We start from the raw sequence: 16,113 nt of genomic DNA, 5'->3' as shown, positions 1-16,113 counted from the left end.
GCCGTCGCGCTGTGTATCGCATGCGCAGCACGCTGGCGTGCCGGACCGCGCTGCTCATGCTCGTGTTCTGCGCCGCCGCATCGCTCGTCCGGCCGGCTGACGCCGCGCAAACGGCCGTCGCGCCCGGCAGCGTGTTCGTGATTCCCGTCGCGGGCGCGATCGGCCCCGCGACCGCGGACTTTATCGTGCGCGGCCTTTCCCGCGCCGCCGACGACCACGCGCAACTCGCGATCCTCCAACTCGACACGCCAGGCGGCCTCGATACGTCGATGCGGCAGATCATCAAGGCGATTCTGGCCTCGCCCGTGCCCGTCGCGACGTACATTGCGCCGGGCGGCGCGCGCGCCGCGAGCGCGGGCACCTACATCACGTATGCGAGCCACATCGCGGCGATGGCGCCGGGCACCAATCTCGGCGCGGCGTCGCCGGTGCAGTTGGGGATCGGCGGACAGGAAGCGCCGAAGCCGGGACAGGCGCCCGCCATGCCGGGCGAAAAGCCCGCTTCCGGCGCGAGCGCCGCGAGCGACAGCGGCGCGTCGGGCGCGCTCGCGCTCGACAGCCAGTCGACGGAACTGCGCAAGCAGCTTCACGACGCCGAAGCGTATATCCGCGGGCTCGCGCAACTGCGCGGCCGCAACGTCGAATGGGCGGAACGCGCGGTGCGCGAAGCGGTCAGCCTCTCGGCGCACGACGCGCTCGACCAGAAAGTGGTCGACTTCATTGCGCGCGACATCCCCGATCTGATGAAGCAGGTGGACGGCCGCACCTACGAGACGTCCGCGGGCGCAAAGCGCCTGTCGACGGCCCATGCGCCCGTCGTTACGCTGCAGCCGGACTGGCGCAGCCGCTTTCTCGCCGTCATCACCGATCCGAACGTGGCGTTGATCTTGCTGATGATCGGCATGTATGGCCTTTTCTTCGAGTTCTCGAATCCGGGCTTCGTGCTGCCCGGCGTCGCGGGCGCCATCAGCCTGCTGCTGGGCCTCTTCGCGCTGCAACTGCTGCCCGTCAACTACGTCGGATTGAGCCTGATTTTCCTCGGCCTCGCGTTCCTGATCGCCGAAGCGTTTCTGCCGACCTTCGGCACGCTCGGGTTCGGCGGCATCATCGCGTTCGTGATCGGCGCGCTGATGCTGATCGACACCGACCTTCCCGGCTACGGCATTCCGCTGCCGATGATCGCCGCCGTCGTCGTGTTCAGCGTGCTCTTCATCTTCGGCGTCTCGGGGATGGTGCTGCGCGCGCGACGGCGGCCCGTCGTGACGGGCGCCGAGGCGATTATCGGCAGCGTCGGTATCGTGCTCGACGATGGCCTCGTCGCCGTCAGCGAAGCAGACGCGAGAACGGAGTCGTCAAAGGACAGCCTGTTGCACGGCGAGCCCGAACGCGTCGGCTGGGCGCGCGTGCATGGCGAGCGCTGGCGCGTGAGCAGCACCGCGCCGCTTGCGGCGGGCAACGCCGTGCGCGTCACCGGGCGGCGCGGCCTCACGCTCACGGTCGTCCCCGCTGGCGATATCCCTCAACAGCAATCGTCTCGCATGCGACCCGGGTGAGTGCTCTGCATGAGGGCTGAGGTCAGTGCCAAAGCGCTGACTCCAGCCGACGGCGCAGGCACCCATTCCCAACGACAAAAAGGAGAATGCACATGATCGGTTTCACCTTCGGCTTCGGCAGCATCCTGATCCTGCTGGCAATCGTGCTGATTGCCTCTTCCGTGCGCATCTTTCGCGAGTACGAACGCGGCGTCGTGTTCATGCTCGGACGCTTCTGGAAGGTCAAGGGTCCGGGCCTCGTGCTGATCATTCCTGTCGTGCAGCAGGTCGTTCGCATGGATCTGCGCACCGTCGTGTTCGACGTGCCGCCGCAGGACGTGATCACGCGCGACAACGTGTCGGTCAAGGTGAATGCCGTCGTGTACTTTCGCGTCGTCGATCCTGAGCGCGCGGTGATTCAGGTCGCGCGTTACTTCGAGGCGACCAGCCAGCTATCGCAGACGACGCTGCGCGCCGTGCTCGGCAAGCATGACCTCGATGAACTGCTGTCCGAGCGCGAGCAGTTGAACACCGACATCCAGCGCGTGCTCGACGCGCAGACGGATGCGTGGGGCATCAAGGTATCGAACGTCGAGATCAAGCACGTGGACATCAACGAGACGATGATCCGCGCGATCGCGCGCCAGGCGGAAGCCGAACGCGAGCGGCGCGCGAAGGTCATCCATGCCGAAGGCGAGCTTCAGGCATCGGAGAAATTGCTACAGGCCGCACAGATGCTCGCGCAACAACCGCAAGCGATGCAGCTGCGCTACTTGCAGACGCTGACGACCATCGCCGCCGACAAGAATTCGACCATCGTGTTTCCGCTGCCCGTCGATCTGTTGACGGCTGTGATCGACCGGATGGGCAAGCCATCTCATTGACTCAAAGCATGCAACGGTTCATTTCACTTGCGAAACTTACCTATCGGAGATGCAGAACCTAAAATAAACAGGTCATCCTAACTTTCAGGTCCCTGCCATGAAGCTGATTCCTCGTATGGTTCTGGGTGCGCTCGTCGGCGCGGTATGCGTGTCGTCTGCGTTTGCGCAGACGTCGCGTGTCTATGACCAGAACAAGCCCAAGACGCGCGCCGAAGTCAAAGCCGATCTGATCGAATGGCGCAATGCCGGCTACGATCCGCTCGACTGGATCGACTATCCGTCGAATGCGATCGCGGCGGGCCGCATCGTCGCGCAACGCCGTGCGCAGGCACAGGGCGTGCAGCAGTAAATACAGCGGTAGCCACAGTGTTAATACACAACAAGCGAATGTGATGCGTGGCGCGTGACGACGGCGCACCCCACGCATTGCACCAGCGACATCGCCTTTACCGATGTCACGATGCGCAACGCCCGACGCGGCATGCCGTCGACGCCCATTTCCCATCCTTCCCTGTTGTGACTCCCCTCCTAATCCAGGCTGATGTGCCGCGTCAGGTATCATCACGCCCCTTCGCTACAGAAAATCACGTTTGAGCGCCGCAGCCCGCGAACCGGACGGGGGCTGGCACGCGGCACGCTCAAGCCGCGAGTGTTGCATGCGTTCAACGCGCGCATGCCGCCAATGCGGCAATGGCGCACCAATCGTGATTAAATCCGCCCGTGGCTGCCCGACGGCCCGGATACGCCGGCTCCGTCTGGAGCCGCGATCGTGTCTGTGCACGACGCCGTCGGTCGGCTGAAAAGAGCGGGCAAAAGAAGCGGAAATCGGAAGCGGAAATCGAAGCGGTACGACAAGCAGTTACGAACGACATTTCACACGGCGAGAGACTCGGCTCATGGACTCCGTAAAACGGTATTTCGGCTTTGACGAAGCAGGCACGAACCTGCGGGTGGAAGTGCTGGCAGGCATCACCACGTTCCTCACAATGGCCTACATCATCTTCGTCAATCCGGCGATCCTCGGCGACGCGGGCATGCCGAAAGACGCCGTGTTCGTCGCGACCTGCCTCGTCGCGGCGCTCGCGTCGCTGATCATGGGCCTCTATGCGAACTACCCGATTGCCTGCGCGCCCGGCATGGGCCTCAACGCGTACTTCGCGTATACGGTCGTGAAGGGCATGGGCTTCTCGTGGCAGGCGGCGCTCGGCGCAGTGTTCATCTCGGGGTGCCTGTTCCTGATCGTCACGCTCTTTCGCGTGCGCGAAGTGATCGTCACGGGCATTCCGAATTCGATCCGCATCGCGATCACGGGCGGCATCGGTCTCTTTCTCGCGATCATTTCGCTGAAGACGGCGGGCATCGTGACGGGCAATCCGGCGACGCTCGTCACGCTCGGCAACCTGCACGATCCGCACGTGGTGCTCGCGATCATCGGCTTCTTCGCGATCGTCACGCTCGACCATTTGCGCGTGCGCGGCGCGATTCTGATCGGCATCGTCGGCGTGACGATCCTGAGCTTCTTCTTCGGCGGCAACGAGTTTCACGGCATCGTCTCGACGCCGCCGTCGATTTCGCCGACGCTCTTCCAGCTCGACATCAAGGCCGCGCTGTCGACGGGCGTGCTCAACGTGATACTTGTGTTCTTCCTCGTCGAGCTGTTCGATGCGACGGGCACGCTGATGGGCGTCGCGAATCGCGCGGGGCTGCTCGTGCACGGCAAGATGCACCGCCTGAACCGCGCGCTGATGGCGGACAGCGCGGCCATCCTGGCGGGCTCGATGCTCGGCACGTCGTCGACGACGGCTTACATCGAAAGCGCATCGGGCGTGCAGGCGGGCGGGCGCACGGGCGTGACGGCGATCACGGTCGCCGTGCTGTTCCTGCTGGCGCTCTTCTTCGCGCCGATCGCGGGCGTCGTGCCGGGTTACGCGACGGCGCCGGCGCTGCTCTATGTGTCGTGTCTGATGCTGCGCGAAATGATCCACCTGCCCTGGGACGACGCGACGGAAGTCGTGCCGGCCGTGCTCACCGCGCTGCTGATGCCGTTCACGTACTCGATTGCGAACGGCGTCGCGTTCGGCTTCGTTTCGTATGCGGGGCTCAAGCTGCTGACGGGCCAGGCGCGTCAGGTGAAGCTCGTCGTGTGGATTATCGCGGCTGTGTTTTTGTTCCGGTTTTTTTATCTCGGATCTGAGTAGGGGCTTGCAGCGGGTTTTGTCTGCGACGCTTTGGTTTTTCGCCCTCGTCGCGGGCCTCCGCGTATGCGGTTTTTGTCTGCGACGGCTTTTCTGTTGTGGTTGTTTTAGCCTGCCGCCGGCGTCCGCGTTAGCGCCTCGCGGCGCGGGCGTTGCCCCTGTGTGGGGCGGCACTTGCTTTTGTTTGCAACGGCTTTTGTTTTTTGGTTTTTGTGGCCTTTGCGCTGGCATCCGCGATGCGCCTCGCGGCGCGGGCGTTGCCCCTGTGCGGGGCGGCACCTACTTTTCTTTGCCGGCCGCAAAGAAAAGTAGGCAAAAGAAAGCGGGCTAACACCGCCCGTGCTTGTCGTTTACCCACGGGCTCTCAACGTCCCCATATTTCGAACGGCAGCGTTCTGGCTTGTGTTGGTTGCCAACGCACTAGCTAATGCCTCACCCGCTTCATGCACGTGTGGCATGGCTAAAGACATCGGATGTTCCGGTGCCGCATGTCGGTAGTGAATATCGGTTGCTGGGTCTTACAGGGCAACGTCCTCCCTCGCAGCCATATCGCGCGGCGCGGGTGTCCTGTGCGGCGCGAATGCCTACACACAGTTTGCCGCAAAGGGGCGCGGGAACGTTCGATGTCGCGGGCCGCAACGCGGGTGTATGAAGCGATGAGGCGTTTGATCAACACGTTGGCAACGAACACATGCCAGCACACTGCCGCCTGAATGATGGGGGACGTTGAGAGCCCGTGGGCAAACGACAAGAACGGGTGGTGTTAGCCCGCTTTCTTTTGCCTACTTTTCTTTGCGGCCGGCAAAGAAAAGTAGGTGCCGCCCCGCACAGGGGCAACGCCTGCGCCGCGAGGCGCAATCGCGGATGCCCGCGCAAAGGCCACAAAAACCAAAAAACAAAAGCCGTTGCAAACAAAAGCAAGTGCCGCCCCGCACAGGGGCAACGCCCGCGCCGCGAGGCGCTAATGCGGATGCCCGCGCAAAGGCACAAGAACCAAAAACAAAAGCCGATGCAAACAAGAGCAAGCACCGCCCCGCACAGGTGCAACGCCTGCGCCGCGAGGCGCAATCGCGGATACCAGCGCAGAGGCACAAAAACCAAAAACCAAAAAGCCGTCGCAGACGAAAAACCTAGTTCCTCCAATTCGCTTCATAAAAGCGAACATACCCACTCCGCAACACGACGCACTGCGCGCCCGTCTCCGACAACAAACGCCGCGTGGCCGCTTCGATGCGCTCGCGGTGCGTCGAGAACGCGCCGATCATGTCTTCGATACGCGGCGAGGCCGCGCCGAAATGATCTTCGAGCGCCTCGGCGGTAATCATGCATTCCACCCTTTGCCCATCGACCATAGCCGGAAACGCCAGTGTCAGCTCGCGCCCCGAGTACTCAGGGGCTTCTTTCGGGAAAATGATCTGCATGGGAACACCTTGGTTGGACGACACCGCCGAGGGCCGCGCGTGCCCCTGTTCAAGCCTCCGTATGGATCGCAGCGCGGGCTGTCAATCAGAAACGCGCGCCGTCATCGCGCGCGCCTCAGTTGATTTCAACACTGTAGACGACCTGCGGCCGCCCGCAAGTTTTGTTACGCCACACGCCAGCATGGTGCCGCCATGCACCGCGACCCGGCATTCGATCAGCTCGACGTTGCGCTCGACAGGCCCGGCTAACCGAGGGAAAGTCCCTGCGCAAAAACCCTATGCTATGCGGCACTGCAGCGTTAAGACGCGTTAGAACTGGCTCGGCAGATGATGATGGTGTTCGTGCGCCCCGCTGTCGTCGGCGGGATCATCGGGCGGCGTCTTGCCCGGCAGATCGCGCGGCCACAGCGTGAGCATCGTGACGCAGCCGACGATGCCGATCGCAATCGCGATCACACCCGTCCAGACCTCTCGATCCAGGTAGTAGAGCGAACCATGAATCGACAACCCGATGCCCCCTAGCGCGATGAAGATCGCAAGCGTGGCGAGGACGACTCTCAACTCCATGCGCACCATGACGTTCTCCTCGAACTGGCGCTGGCCGGGGCGATCGTTGAGGGCCCCAGTGCGGCACGCGGCGCGAACGCATGCCACTTACGATAATTGCACTTCTGCACAGGAAGGCAAGCGAAACACGCGCCGTGCGTCCTCCTGTAAGATGGGTCGACATGCATCGGCACGCACGCGCAGTTGCATCACCTGCAGCCGATGCGCCGATAGTGCATACGCCGTGCTGCATCGCGCCACATCGCCCGCGTGCTCAGTCAGTCGCACATAACAGGCGCGCGCAAGCGCCGAGCCCGTCGGCATGAAAGCACATGCGTCAAAGACGCGCACAACAACGGAGACAAGCAGTGACCCAACGTTCCGTCACGCCGCCCGCCGCGGGTCGCGCCGACGTGATCGCGCAAGCTCACGCGCGCTCGCGCGATTTCGGCCTGCGCGCTTCCGAGGCACCCGACTTTCATCCGCTGGAGCGGCTCGCGCTGCGCGATCTCGTCGATTGCAACCGCTCGCTGTATGCGCACGCGCTGCCCGTGATGGAAACGCTGCACGCGCAGATCGTCGATACGCAGAGCATGGTGCTGCTCACCGACAGCAACGGCGTGATCCTGCACAGTCTCGGCGACAGCGATTTCGTCGAGAAGGCGAAGCGCGTCGCGCTGTGTCCCGGCGTGTCGTGGGCGGAAGCGGATCGCGGCACGAACGCAATCGGCACGGCGCTCGCCGATGCCCAGCCGACCGTCGTCCACGGAGGCGAGCATTTTCTGCAGGCGAACCGCATCCTGACGTGCTCGTGCGCGCCCATCGCCGATCCGTATGGCCGCACGATCGGCGCGCTCGACGTGAGCGGCGACACGCGCGGCTTTCACAAGCACACGCTCGCGCTCGTGCGGATGTCGGCGCAGATCATCGAAAACCACCTGTTCGCGAACCAGTTCGCCGAAGCCGTGCGCGTGCGCTTTCATGCGCGCAGCGAATTCATCGGCACGCTGTTCGAAGGGCTCGCCGCGTTCGGCGCCGACGGCACGCTGCTGTCCGCGAACCGCAGCGCGCTGTTCCAGTTCGGGCGGCCGCTCGATGCGCTGCTCGCGCAGCCTTTCGAGGCGCTGTTCGGCACGGCCTTTCCGGCTGCGCTCCAGCAGGCGTCGCGCGCGCCGGGCGAGTGCCTGACGCTCGTGCTGCCGAGCGGCGTGCGCGTGGTGGCGCGGGCCGAATACGCGGCGCGCCCCGTCTTTTCCGCCGATGTGGGAAGCCAACGGACGGCCGCGCAGTCATCGGCTGCATCGCAGGCGGCCAGAGCGCGCGCCGCCGCCGTCACGTTCGCCACACTGAATACGGGCGACGCGCAGATGGCCGCCGTGCTCCAGCGCGTCGCGAAGGTGCGCGGCCGCGACATTCCGCTGCTCGTGCTCGGCAAGACGGGGACGGGCAAGGAGTGGCTCGCGCGCGCGATGCACGAGGAGTCGCCGCGCCGCGATGCGCCATTCATCGCCGTCAACTGCGCATCGCTTCCCGACACGCTGATCGAGGCGGAGTTGTTCGGCTATGAGGACGGCGCGTTCACGGGCGCGAAAAAGCGCGGCAGCGTCGGCAAGATCGTGCAGGCCGACGGCGGCACCCTCTTCCTCGACGAAATCGGCGACATGCCGCTCGCGCAACAGGTGCGCCTGATGCGCGTGCTTCAGGAGCGCTCCGTCGTGCCGTTGGGCGGTACGCGCGCGATCCCCGTCGACGTGCGCATCGTCAGCGCGACGCACCGCAACCTGCGCGCGATGATCGAAGAAGGCACCTTCCGCGAAGACCTGTACTACCGGATCAACGGTCTCGTCGTCACGTTGCCCGCGCTCGCCGCGCGCAGCGATCTGCCCGTGCTCGTCGAGCGGATTCTCGCGCGGCTGCGCAGCGAAGAGCCCGACAGCGCGCGGATGCCCGCATGCGTGTCGGCCGACGTGCTCGCGATCTTCACGCGCTGCCGCTGGCCGGGCAATCTGCGGCAGCTCGCGAACGTGCTGCGCACAGCCGTCATCATGGCCGAGGGCGCGGACGAGATTGGCTTCGAGCATCTGCCCGACGACTTCCTGCACGATTGCGAGCCGGCGCGACACGATCGGCCCGAGCGCGGCGAGCCTGCACATGCGGATGCCGAACCCGTCGCTAATTCGCCTGATCCGCTGCGCCCCGCGCGCATGGAAGAATGGCAAGCGACGCTGATCGAGCAGACGCTCGCGCGCAACGACGGCAACATCTCGGCGGCAGCGCGCGAACTGGGGCTCGCACGCAACACGATCTATCGCTACATGCGGATGCGCACGACGCATTGACACGCGCGGTGGCATCGCGATCCCGTTCTCTGCGGATGGGCAATGGGACGCATCGACGCTTTTTGCCGTTTGCCGTTTGCCGTTTGCCGTTTGCCGTTTGCCGTTTGCCGTTTGCCGTTTGCCGTTTGCCGTTTGCCGTTTGCCGCTCGCCGCTCGCCTCCTGAAACAGCGCAACGGCCCGCGCTGCGTTAAGCTTCATCCTGACCCCACGAATGCCCGGCCCAGACCGCGCCTCGATCGATGGCCTCCCGGCACGAACTCAAACGCTACCGCACGAACCTCGCCGACGAACTCGACAGCGCCGCGCTGTACGAGACGCTGTCGCGCGTCGAAAAAGATCCGCGGCGCCGCACGCTGTTCAGCCAGCTCGCGAGCGCCGAGCGCGTGCACGCGAATGTGTGGGCCGACAAGCTGCGTGCGAACGGCGTGCGCGTGCCGCCGCACCGGCACAGCGTCAAGACGCATCTGATGCGTGGCCTGATCCACACGCTCGGACCGAAGTACGTGCTGCCGTCGCTCGCCGCCGCCGAATATGCGGATCGCGACAAGTACGCGAACCAGCCCGATGCCGTACAGCTGTCGAAAGACGAACAGCATCACGCGGCCGTGATGCAGCAGATGGTCGCGGACGTCAGAGGGAATGAGCGGAACGAGCGGCCGCGCTCCATAGGCGAGCAGATTGCCGCCGCCGAGTCGTGGCACAAGAACGTAACCTCGGGCAACGACCTGCGCGCGGCCGTGCTCGGCGCGAACGACGGCCTCGTGTCGAACTTCTGCCTGATCATGGGCGTCGCGGGCGCGGGAACGGGCAACAAGGCGATTCTGCTGACAGGGCTCGCCGGGCTGATCGCGGGCGCGTGCTCGATGGCGCTCGGCGAGTGGCTGTCGGTGACGAACGCACGTGAGCTCGCGCGCACGCAGATCGCGAAGGAAGCGGACGAAATCGAGCACACGCCGGAAGCCGAACAGCGCGAGCTGGCGCTGATCTTCCAGTCGAAAGGGATCGACGCGAGCGAGGCCAAACGCGTCGCAGAGCAGGTGATGCGCGACCGGAACAAGGCGCTCGATACGCTGGCGCGCGAAGAACTGGGCCTCGATCCGGCGGAACTGGGCGGCAATCCGTGGACGGCGGCGGGCGTGTCGTTCTGCCTGTTCTCGCTCGGCGCGATTTTTCCGGCGATGCCGTTCCTGTGGGCGCGCGGCACGCCGGCCATCTTGCAGTGCGTTGCGCTGAGCGCGTTCGGGCTCGCGGCCGTCGGCGTCTTCACGTCGCTGTTCAACGGGCGGAGCGCCGCGTTCTCGGCATTCCGTCAGATCGTGATAGGGCTCATCGCGGCGGCCTTCACGTTCGGCGTCGGGCGGCTCCTGGGCGTGTCGGTTTCGTGAGCACGATGACGAGCGAAGAACTGTCCCGCAGCGGAAGGCAAGAACACGAACAGACGTTCGAAGTGCGCGTCGAGCCGCTCGGCCGCACCTTCGATGCGCCCGAGTCGCTGACCGTGCTCGAAGCGGCGGGCTTCGCGAATCTTTATCTGCCGCGCATGTGCCGCAACGGCACGTGCCGGACCTGCCTGTGCAAGATGACGTCGGGCCGCGTGCGCTACACGGTCGAGTGGCCGGGCGTGAGCATCGAAGAAAAGGCGGAGGGTTATATCCTGCCGTGCGTGGCTGTCGCGCAGAGCGATCTCGTGATCGAAGCGCCCGATGCTGTCGAATTGCCGACGCGTGTGACGCGGTGACAGGTGCGAATGGCCCTGAATCGCGCGCAAGCGCCGCGCCCCGGCCAACGCCCCTAATTAATCGGCGAAAACCGCGGAACCTTGTCGCCTTCGTGCTCGATCATCTCGAAGAACACCGACGACGGCCGCGTCCAGATCGTGCCGTTTTCGGCGCGATAGACGATCATCGTAACGCTCGGGTCCGATTCGAGCGTCGCCTCGCAGATGAATTCGTAAATACCGCCTTTGTAGTGTCGATAACGCACGGTCACGGTCGTGTCCTCGAAGGATGTCTGGAACGGATCAGGCAGCGCGGGCCGCGCGCCGCAACGGCCGTCAGCTCGCGCCCTCTTTCATCTGCTTCAGATGCTTATAAACCGTTGCACGCCCCATGCCAAGCACGTTCGCGACATAGTTCGCCGAACTCTTGCCGCGAAACGCGCCTTCCGCATACAGCGCTTCGACCAGCTCGCGCCGGTGCTCGCGCGTGAGGCCGTTCAGGCCGATCTGCCGCTCGCGCAGCCATCCGTGCAGGAACGTGTTGATGCGCTCCTGCCAGTCGTCGCGGAACAGTTCTTCCGGCTGCGCGACGACGCCCGCGCCCTTGATGAACAGATCGAGCGTCGAGCGCACGTCCTCGAACACGGCAATGTTGAAGTTGATGCACATCATGCCCGCCGGCTGCCCGTTGTCGTCGAACAGGATATTGCTCACGCAGCGCATGCGGCGGCCGTCCCAGTTGAGCTTTTCATACGGGCCGATCACCCGCTCGCGCGCCGAATGGTCGATCTCTTCGAGCGCGGAATCGTCGCCGATCTCCCGCTTCGACAGATTGTTCGCGAGATACAGCACCGTCTGGTCGTGCAGATCGTGGATCACCACTTCCGCATACGGGAAAAACAGCGCGGCGATGCCGTCCGCAATCGGCGCATAGCGGGTCAGCAGCAGATCCTTGACGGGAGACGTTTTCTTCTTGCGCATCGGCGGGCAGTGGCAGTGTTCGCAGTGTCTCTCTGCGATATTCCTCGTGATGCCGCGCGCGCCTGACGGAACAGCGGCGCGCAGCGGCGGCTGATCGACATTGTAGCTATTGTGCGTGCGCCCGATCGCGCGTCAGATGCCGATAGAGCTCGCTGGCGATCGCGACGTCTTCGAGGCCCAGGCCGATCGAGCGGAAGAACACGTGCCGCTCGTAGCCCGGCGTGGCGCATGTGCCCGCAACGAGCGACGGCAGATCGCCCTTCAGTCTGTCCGCCGACCAGCCGTGCTGCGCGGCGAGTTTCATTTCGCCCGCACTGCCGGGCGTCGTCGCGCGATAGTCGCAATACACGTCCATCTCGGGCAGCCACGCCGGGTCGATCTCGTGCGCGTTCGCGGCGTTCGTGCTGATCGACGTGATCAGCGCGGGCTTCGTCAATGCGTCGCGCGGCAGAACAGGCGTGCCCGACGACGTGCACAGCATCACGACATCCGCATCCTTCACGCAGTCTTCGATGCTCGTGCTTACGACCGCGCGCGCGTCGGCGGCCATGAGCGCGGCGCGCTTCGCGCCTTCGTTCGCGAGACCGGGCGACCAGACGCGAATCGACTCCCACGCGCGCAGCGGCGCGGCATGCCGCAGATGCGCGAGCGCGACGGCGCCAGCGCCGACGACCGCCAGCCGCGTCGCATCGGCGCGCGCGAGCCGGTCGACGGCGAGCGCCGTCGTGCCCGCCGTGCGCTCCGTCGTCAGCAGGCCCGCGTCGCACCACATCAACGGCTGGCCCGTTTCCATCGACATCAGCGCCGTCCACGCGGTGATGACCGGCTTGCCGCCCGTGACGATATACGGCGAGAGCTTCGCGCCGAACACCTTTGCACCGGCGAGCGCGCCCAGATAGGTGATGAAGTCGCCGGCGCCGTTCGGAAACAGCGTCAGCGTCTGCGGCGGCTGCACGGCCTCGGCGGTGGCCAGCGCGCGGAACATTGCGGTCAGCGCGCCGCGCACGTCGAGTGCGGGCAACGCTTCGCGGACGGCCTGTTCGTCGATGGCAAGTGGCAAGGCGGTCGTCATCGGGTCTTTCTCCTTTAGCGGCGAGTGTGATGGGTCAATTGTAGATTTTAAGTCTACTTGAGACTTTCCAAGTCTGGACGAAAAATCTACGCCGGGACGCCGGTTTCGCGAGCGCCTTCGGGCCGCTCGACGTGCCTTTGTGCGGCTGTTTCACGCTTCTGGCAAGGCGCTGCGCGATTCGAACGCGCATTTTTGATCACTGGACTATCGTATTCCCTATAGTCCATACTGGACTTTCCGTCTATATTTCATCTGCGCCGCCTGCCGCGTCCGCACCGATCATCAACGACAGGAACCGTCATGAACCTGAAGCTCTCCCTCGCCGCCGCCGTCCTTGCGATGACGGCAGGCGCCGTCCACGCGCAATCCGATACGCTGCGCTTCGGCATTGAAGCCGCCTACCCCCCGTTCGAAAGCAAGACGGCATCGGGCCAGCTCGAAGGCTTCGATGTCGATGTCGGCAACGCCGTCTGCGCGAAGCTGAAAATGAAATGCGTGTGGGTCGAGAATGCATTCGACGGCCTGATTCCCGCGCTGCAGGCGCGCAAGTTCGACGTGATCAATTCGGCGATGAACATCACGGCCAAGCGCAAGGAAAGCATCGCGTTCACGCCGCCCATCTATGTCGTGCCCATCGTGATGATCGCGAAGCACGGTTCCAGCCTGCATCCCGACGTGAAGAGCCTGCAAGGCAAGCGCGTCGGCGTGCTGCAAGGCTCGTCGCAGGAGGACTTCCTCAAGGCGCACTGGGCGAATGCGGGCGTGCAGGTGGTGTCGTATCAGGATCAGGACCAGGTGTATGCGGACCTCGTCGCCGGTCGGCTGGATGCCGCCGTGCAGGAAGCGCAGACGGCCCAGGACGGCTTTCTGGGCAAGCCGGCGGGCGCGGGCTTCGAGATGGTCGGCGAGCCGCTGAAAGACCCGTCGACGCTCGGCGAAGGCACGGGCTTCGGCCTGCGCAAGAACGACAAGGCGTTGCAGGCGAAAGTCGATGCCGCGCTCGATGCGCTGAAAAAGGACGGCACGCTGACGGCGCTCTCGCAGAAATACTTCAAGCGCGACATCATCGCGAAGTGATACGCTTTCGAGCCGAAGCCGCATGCTTCGGCTTCGACAGGCGGGCGCGTGGCGACACGCGCTCGCTGCGCTTTGGGCTTCATCACACGTCACATCAAAGACCACTCTGATTGCTATGGATTTCGACGTCATCGTGCTGGGAGCGGGAATTGTCGGCGTATCGTCGGCGCTGCATCTGCAGGATCGCGGACGGCGCGTCGCGCTCGTCGACCGGCGCGCGCCCGGCGAAGAAACGAGCTTCGGCAACGCGGGGCTGATCGAGCGCTCGTCAATCGTGCCGTACGGCTTTCCGCGCAAGCTCGGCACACTGCTGCGCTACGCGCGCAATCAGTCGACGGATCTCTACTGGGACTACAAGGCGCTGCCCTCCTACGCGACGTGGCTCGCGCGCTTCTGGTGGGAATCGGCGCCGCAGCGGCTCGCGGCCGCCGCGCGCGACATGCTGCCGCTGATCGGCGCATGCGTCGAAGAACATGACCGGCTGATCGCGCGCGCGGGCGTCGGCGAGCTGGTGCACGACGGCGGCTGGATCGAGGCGTTCCGCACGCGCGCCGAATTCGACAACGAAGCGAGAGCGTCGCAAGACGCGATCCGCGAGCATGGCCTGCGCGTGAGCGTGCTCGACGCGGCCGCGCTGCGCGCGCAGGAGCCGGGCGTGGGCGAAGGGATTTGCGGCGCGCTGCACTGGAAAGACCCGAAGAGCGTGAAGAATCCCGGCGCGCTCGTCAAAGCGTATGCACGGCTATTCGAAACGGAAGGCGGCGCATTCATCGCCGGCGACGCGACGAGCCTGCGTTCATCGGGCGATGCGTGGACCGTCGACACGCAACACGGCACGATCAGTGCGAAGGAAGTCGTGCTCGCGCTCGGGCCGTGGTCCGATACCGTGTTCGGGCCGCTCGGCTATCGCATTCCGCTGCGCGCGAAGCGCGGCTATCACATGCACTATCGTCCCGCGCGTCAGATGCTGTCGGTGCCCATCGTCGATACGGAACGCGGCTACGTGGTCGCGCCGATGGAAGGCAACCGTCTGCGCCTGACGACGGGCGTCGAGATCGCGCAGCGCGGCGCGCCGCCGACGGGCATTCAGCTCGAACGCATCGAGCCGCTCGCGCGCACGACATTCGGCCTCGGCGAGCGCGTCGACGACAAGCCGTGGCTCGGCATGCGCCCTTGCACGCCGGACATGCGTCCCGTGATCGGCCCTGCGCGGCGCCATCGCGGCCTGTGGTTCGCTTTCGGGCACAACCATCATGGGCTGACGCTCGGGCCCGTCACGGGCCGCCTGCTCGCGGAAATGATGACGGGCGCGACGCCCTTTACCGATCCGAAGCCTTATCGCGCGGAACGCTTCGGCTAGGCTTCGCGTGCCACGTCAACCCGGCACGCGCAGATAGAGCAGCAGCAGCGACAACGAAACCAGCGAGCCCAGCGTCGACAGCAGAATGGTCTGCGACGTGATGTCTGCCTCGCGCCGGTAGAACTCGGCGAGCATGTAGGGGCCCGTGCCCGTCGGCAGCGCAGCGAGCAGCACGGCCATATCGACGATGGGCGCCGGCAGCGAAAAGACACGCGCGGCGATCCACCATGCGAGCGCGGGCTGCGCAATCAGCTTGATGGCCGTCAGCACGAGCGACGTGACGGACCCGGACGAGCCCTCCGCCTTGGGACGCTTCTCCGCGAGGAAGAGCCCGAGGCTCACCAGCGCGCAAGGACTCGCGGCGCCGCTCAACAGCTTGAGGAACGTCTCGGCGCTTTGCGGCAAGCTCACGCCCGCGCTCGCGACGAGCACGCCGACGATCGGCGACGCGATCAGCGGATTCTTCACAAGCCGCCACAGCACCTTCGCGCCGAGCTTGTGCGGCGTGCGCTCCGTCTGCAGGCCGGCTTCGATCAGCACGATCGCGAGCGCGAACAGCACGCACGCGACGAGGATCGTGGCGATCGTCGTCGGCGTGAGGCTCGCCTTGCCGAACGCGAGCAGGCCGAGCGGAAAGCCGATATAGCCCGTATTCGGATACGACGCCGCAATCGCATCGACGCTCGCATCCGCGAGATGCCGCCCGCTCGCGAGGCGCGCGATCAGCACGACGACGAACACGCCCGCGCATGCAATCGAAAACGTCGCGATGAACGCGGGCTGATCGAGCTGCCGCCACGTCGAATGCGCCATCGTGTCGAACAGCAGCGCGGGCAGCGCAAGCCACACGACGAAGCGGTTCAGTTCGGACGCGGCCGCCGGGCCCAGCAGATTGCGACGACGGCAAAAGAAGCCCGCGAAGATCAGCGCGAAGACGGGCAGCAGGATTTCGAGCGTGGACAGCATGAAGAGTGACGGCGCGCAAACG

Annotated in this window: 15 protein-coding genes; 9 read left to right on the top strand and 6 right to left on the bottom strand. The window is 65.1% G+C overall.

What is annotated here, in order from left to right:
* Positions 1–20: 20 nt before the first annotated feature.
* The 4 genes from AABE10_RS21225 to AABE10_RS21210 all read left to right on the top strand — a co-directional run bounded on the left by AABE10_RS21225 (position 21) and on the right by AABE10_RS21210 (position 4,614).
* Positions 21–1,553 carry an NfeD family protein gene (locus AABE10_RS21225; RefSeq protein WP_428983362.1) on the top strand — a complete coding sequence of 511 codons (1,533 nt, stop codon included), beginning with the start codon at positions 21–23 and terminating at the stop codon, positions 1,551–1,553.
* A gap of 92 nt (positions 1,554–1,645) precedes the next feature.
* On the top strand, positions 1,646–2,416 hold the full coding sequence (locus AABE10_RS21220) for a slipin family protein (protein ID WP_342935205.1): 771 nt from the start codon (positions 1,646–1,648) through the stop codon (positions 2,414–2,416).
* 97 nt (positions 2,417–2,513) lie between these two features.
* A complete protein-coding gene (locus AABE10_RS21215) occupies positions 2,514–2,765 on the top strand; it encodes a DUF4148 domain-containing protein (RefSeq protein ID WP_342935204.1) in 252 nt (83 codons plus the stop codon).
* A 547-nt stretch (positions 2,766–3,312) separates the two neighbouring features.
* Positions 3,313–4,614 carry an NCS2 family permease gene (locus tag AABE10_RS21210; RefSeq protein ID WP_342935203.1) on the top strand — a complete coding sequence of 434 codons (1,302 nt, stop codon included), beginning with the start codon at positions 3,313–3,315 and terminating at the stop codon, positions 4,612–4,614.
* Between the two features lie 1,127 nt (positions 4,615–5,741).
* Here the strand turns inward: AABE10_RS21210 and AABE10_RS21205 are convergent.
* Positions 5,742–6,032, bottom strand: a complete 291-nt coding sequence (locus tag AABE10_RS21205; RefSeq protein WP_087739302.1) for a DUF1488 domain-containing protein — start codon at positions 6,030–6,032, stop codon at positions 5,742–5,744.
* 309 nt (positions 6,033–6,341) lie between these two features.
* Positions 6,342–6,608, bottom strand: coding sequence for a DUF2964 domain-containing protein (locus AABE10_RS21200; protein WP_342935202.1), 267 nt, complete (start codon positions 6,606–6,608; stop codon positions 6,342–6,344).
* Positions 6,609–6,946: 338 nt separating this feature from the next.
* Between AABE10_RS21200 and AABE10_RS21195 the strand changes: the two genes are divergently transcribed.
* The 3 genes from AABE10_RS21195 to AABE10_RS21185 all read left to right on the top strand — a co-directional run bounded on the left by AABE10_RS21195 (position 6,947) and on the right by AABE10_RS21185 (position 10,656).
* Positions 6,947–8,917: a sigma-54-dependent Fis family transcriptional regulator gene (locus AABE10_RS21195; RefSeq protein ID WP_342935201.1), complete on the top strand. Its 1,971-nt coding sequence runs from the start codon at positions 6,947–6,949 to the stop codon at positions 8,915–8,917.
* Between the two features lie 240 nt (positions 8,918–9,157).
* The gene (locus AABE10_RS21190; RefSeq protein ID WP_342935200.1) at positions 9,158–10,303 is read left to right on the top strand and encodes a VIT1/CCC1 transporter family protein; all 1,146 of its coding nucleotides are present in this window, start codon (positions 9,158–9,160) and stop codon (positions 10,301–10,303) included.
* 5 nt (positions 10,304–10,308) lie between these two features.
* Positions 10,309–10,656 carry a 2Fe-2S iron-sulfur cluster-binding protein gene (locus AABE10_RS21185; RefSeq protein WP_342935277.1) on the top strand — a complete coding sequence of 116 codons (348 nt, stop codon included), beginning with the start codon at positions 10,309–10,311 and terminating at the stop codon, positions 10,654–10,656.
* A gap of 53 nt (positions 10,657–10,709) precedes the next feature.
* On the opposite strand, the gene AABE10_RS21180 is transcribed toward AABE10_RS21185, so the two are convergent.
* From AABE10_RS21180 to AABE10_RS21170, 3 genes are all read right to left on the bottom strand, one after another.
* Entirely contained in the window at positions 10,710–10,907 is a 198-nt protein-coding gene (locus AABE10_RS21180) for a DUF1653 domain-containing protein (protein ID WP_321574797.1), read from the bottom strand.
* Between the two features lie 64 nt (positions 10,908–10,971).
* Positions 10,972–11,616: a helix-turn-helix transcriptional regulator gene (locus AABE10_RS21175; protein ID WP_090865048.1), complete on the bottom strand. Its 645-nt coding sequence runs from the start codon at positions 11,614–11,616 to the stop codon at positions 10,972–10,974.
* A gap of 106 nt (positions 11,617–11,722) precedes the next feature.
* Positions 11,723–12,688, bottom strand: coding sequence for an ornithine cyclodeaminase family protein (locus AABE10_RS21170; RefSeq protein ID WP_342935199.1), 966 nt, complete (start codon positions 12,686–12,688; stop codon positions 11,723–11,725).
* A 300-nt stretch (positions 12,689–12,988) separates the two neighbouring features.
* On the opposite strand from AABE10_RS21170, the gene AABE10_RS21165 reads away from it, so the two are divergent.
* Positions 12,989–13,765, top strand: a complete 777-nt coding sequence (locus AABE10_RS21165) for an ABC transporter substrate-binding protein (RefSeq protein ID WP_342935198.1) — start codon at positions 12,989–12,991, stop codon at positions 13,763–13,765.
* Positions 13,766–13,880: 115 nt separating this feature from the next.
* Entirely contained in the window at positions 13,881–15,125 is a 1,245-nt protein-coding gene (locus tag AABE10_RS21160; protein ID WP_342935197.1) for an FAD-binding oxidoreductase, read from the top strand.
* A 15-nt stretch (positions 15,126–15,140) separates the two neighbouring features.
* Here AABE10_RS21160 and AABE10_RS21155 read toward each other — a convergent pair whose 3' ends face one another.
* Positions 15,141–16,091: an AEC family transporter gene (locus AABE10_RS21155; RefSeq protein WP_342935196.1), complete on the bottom strand. Its 951-nt coding sequence runs from the start codon at positions 16,089–16,091 to the stop codon at positions 15,141–15,143.
* Positions 16,092–16,113: the final 22 nt, after the last annotated feature.

Source organism: Paraburkholderia diazotrophica (assembly GCF_038900755.1).
Lineage (GTDB): Bacteria > Pseudomonadota > Gammaproteobacteria > Burkholderiales > Burkholderiaceae > Paraburkholderia > Paraburkholderia diazotrophica_A.
Note: the sequence above shows the minus strand (reverse complement) of the source record. Positions and strands in the feature narration are given on the sequence as shown.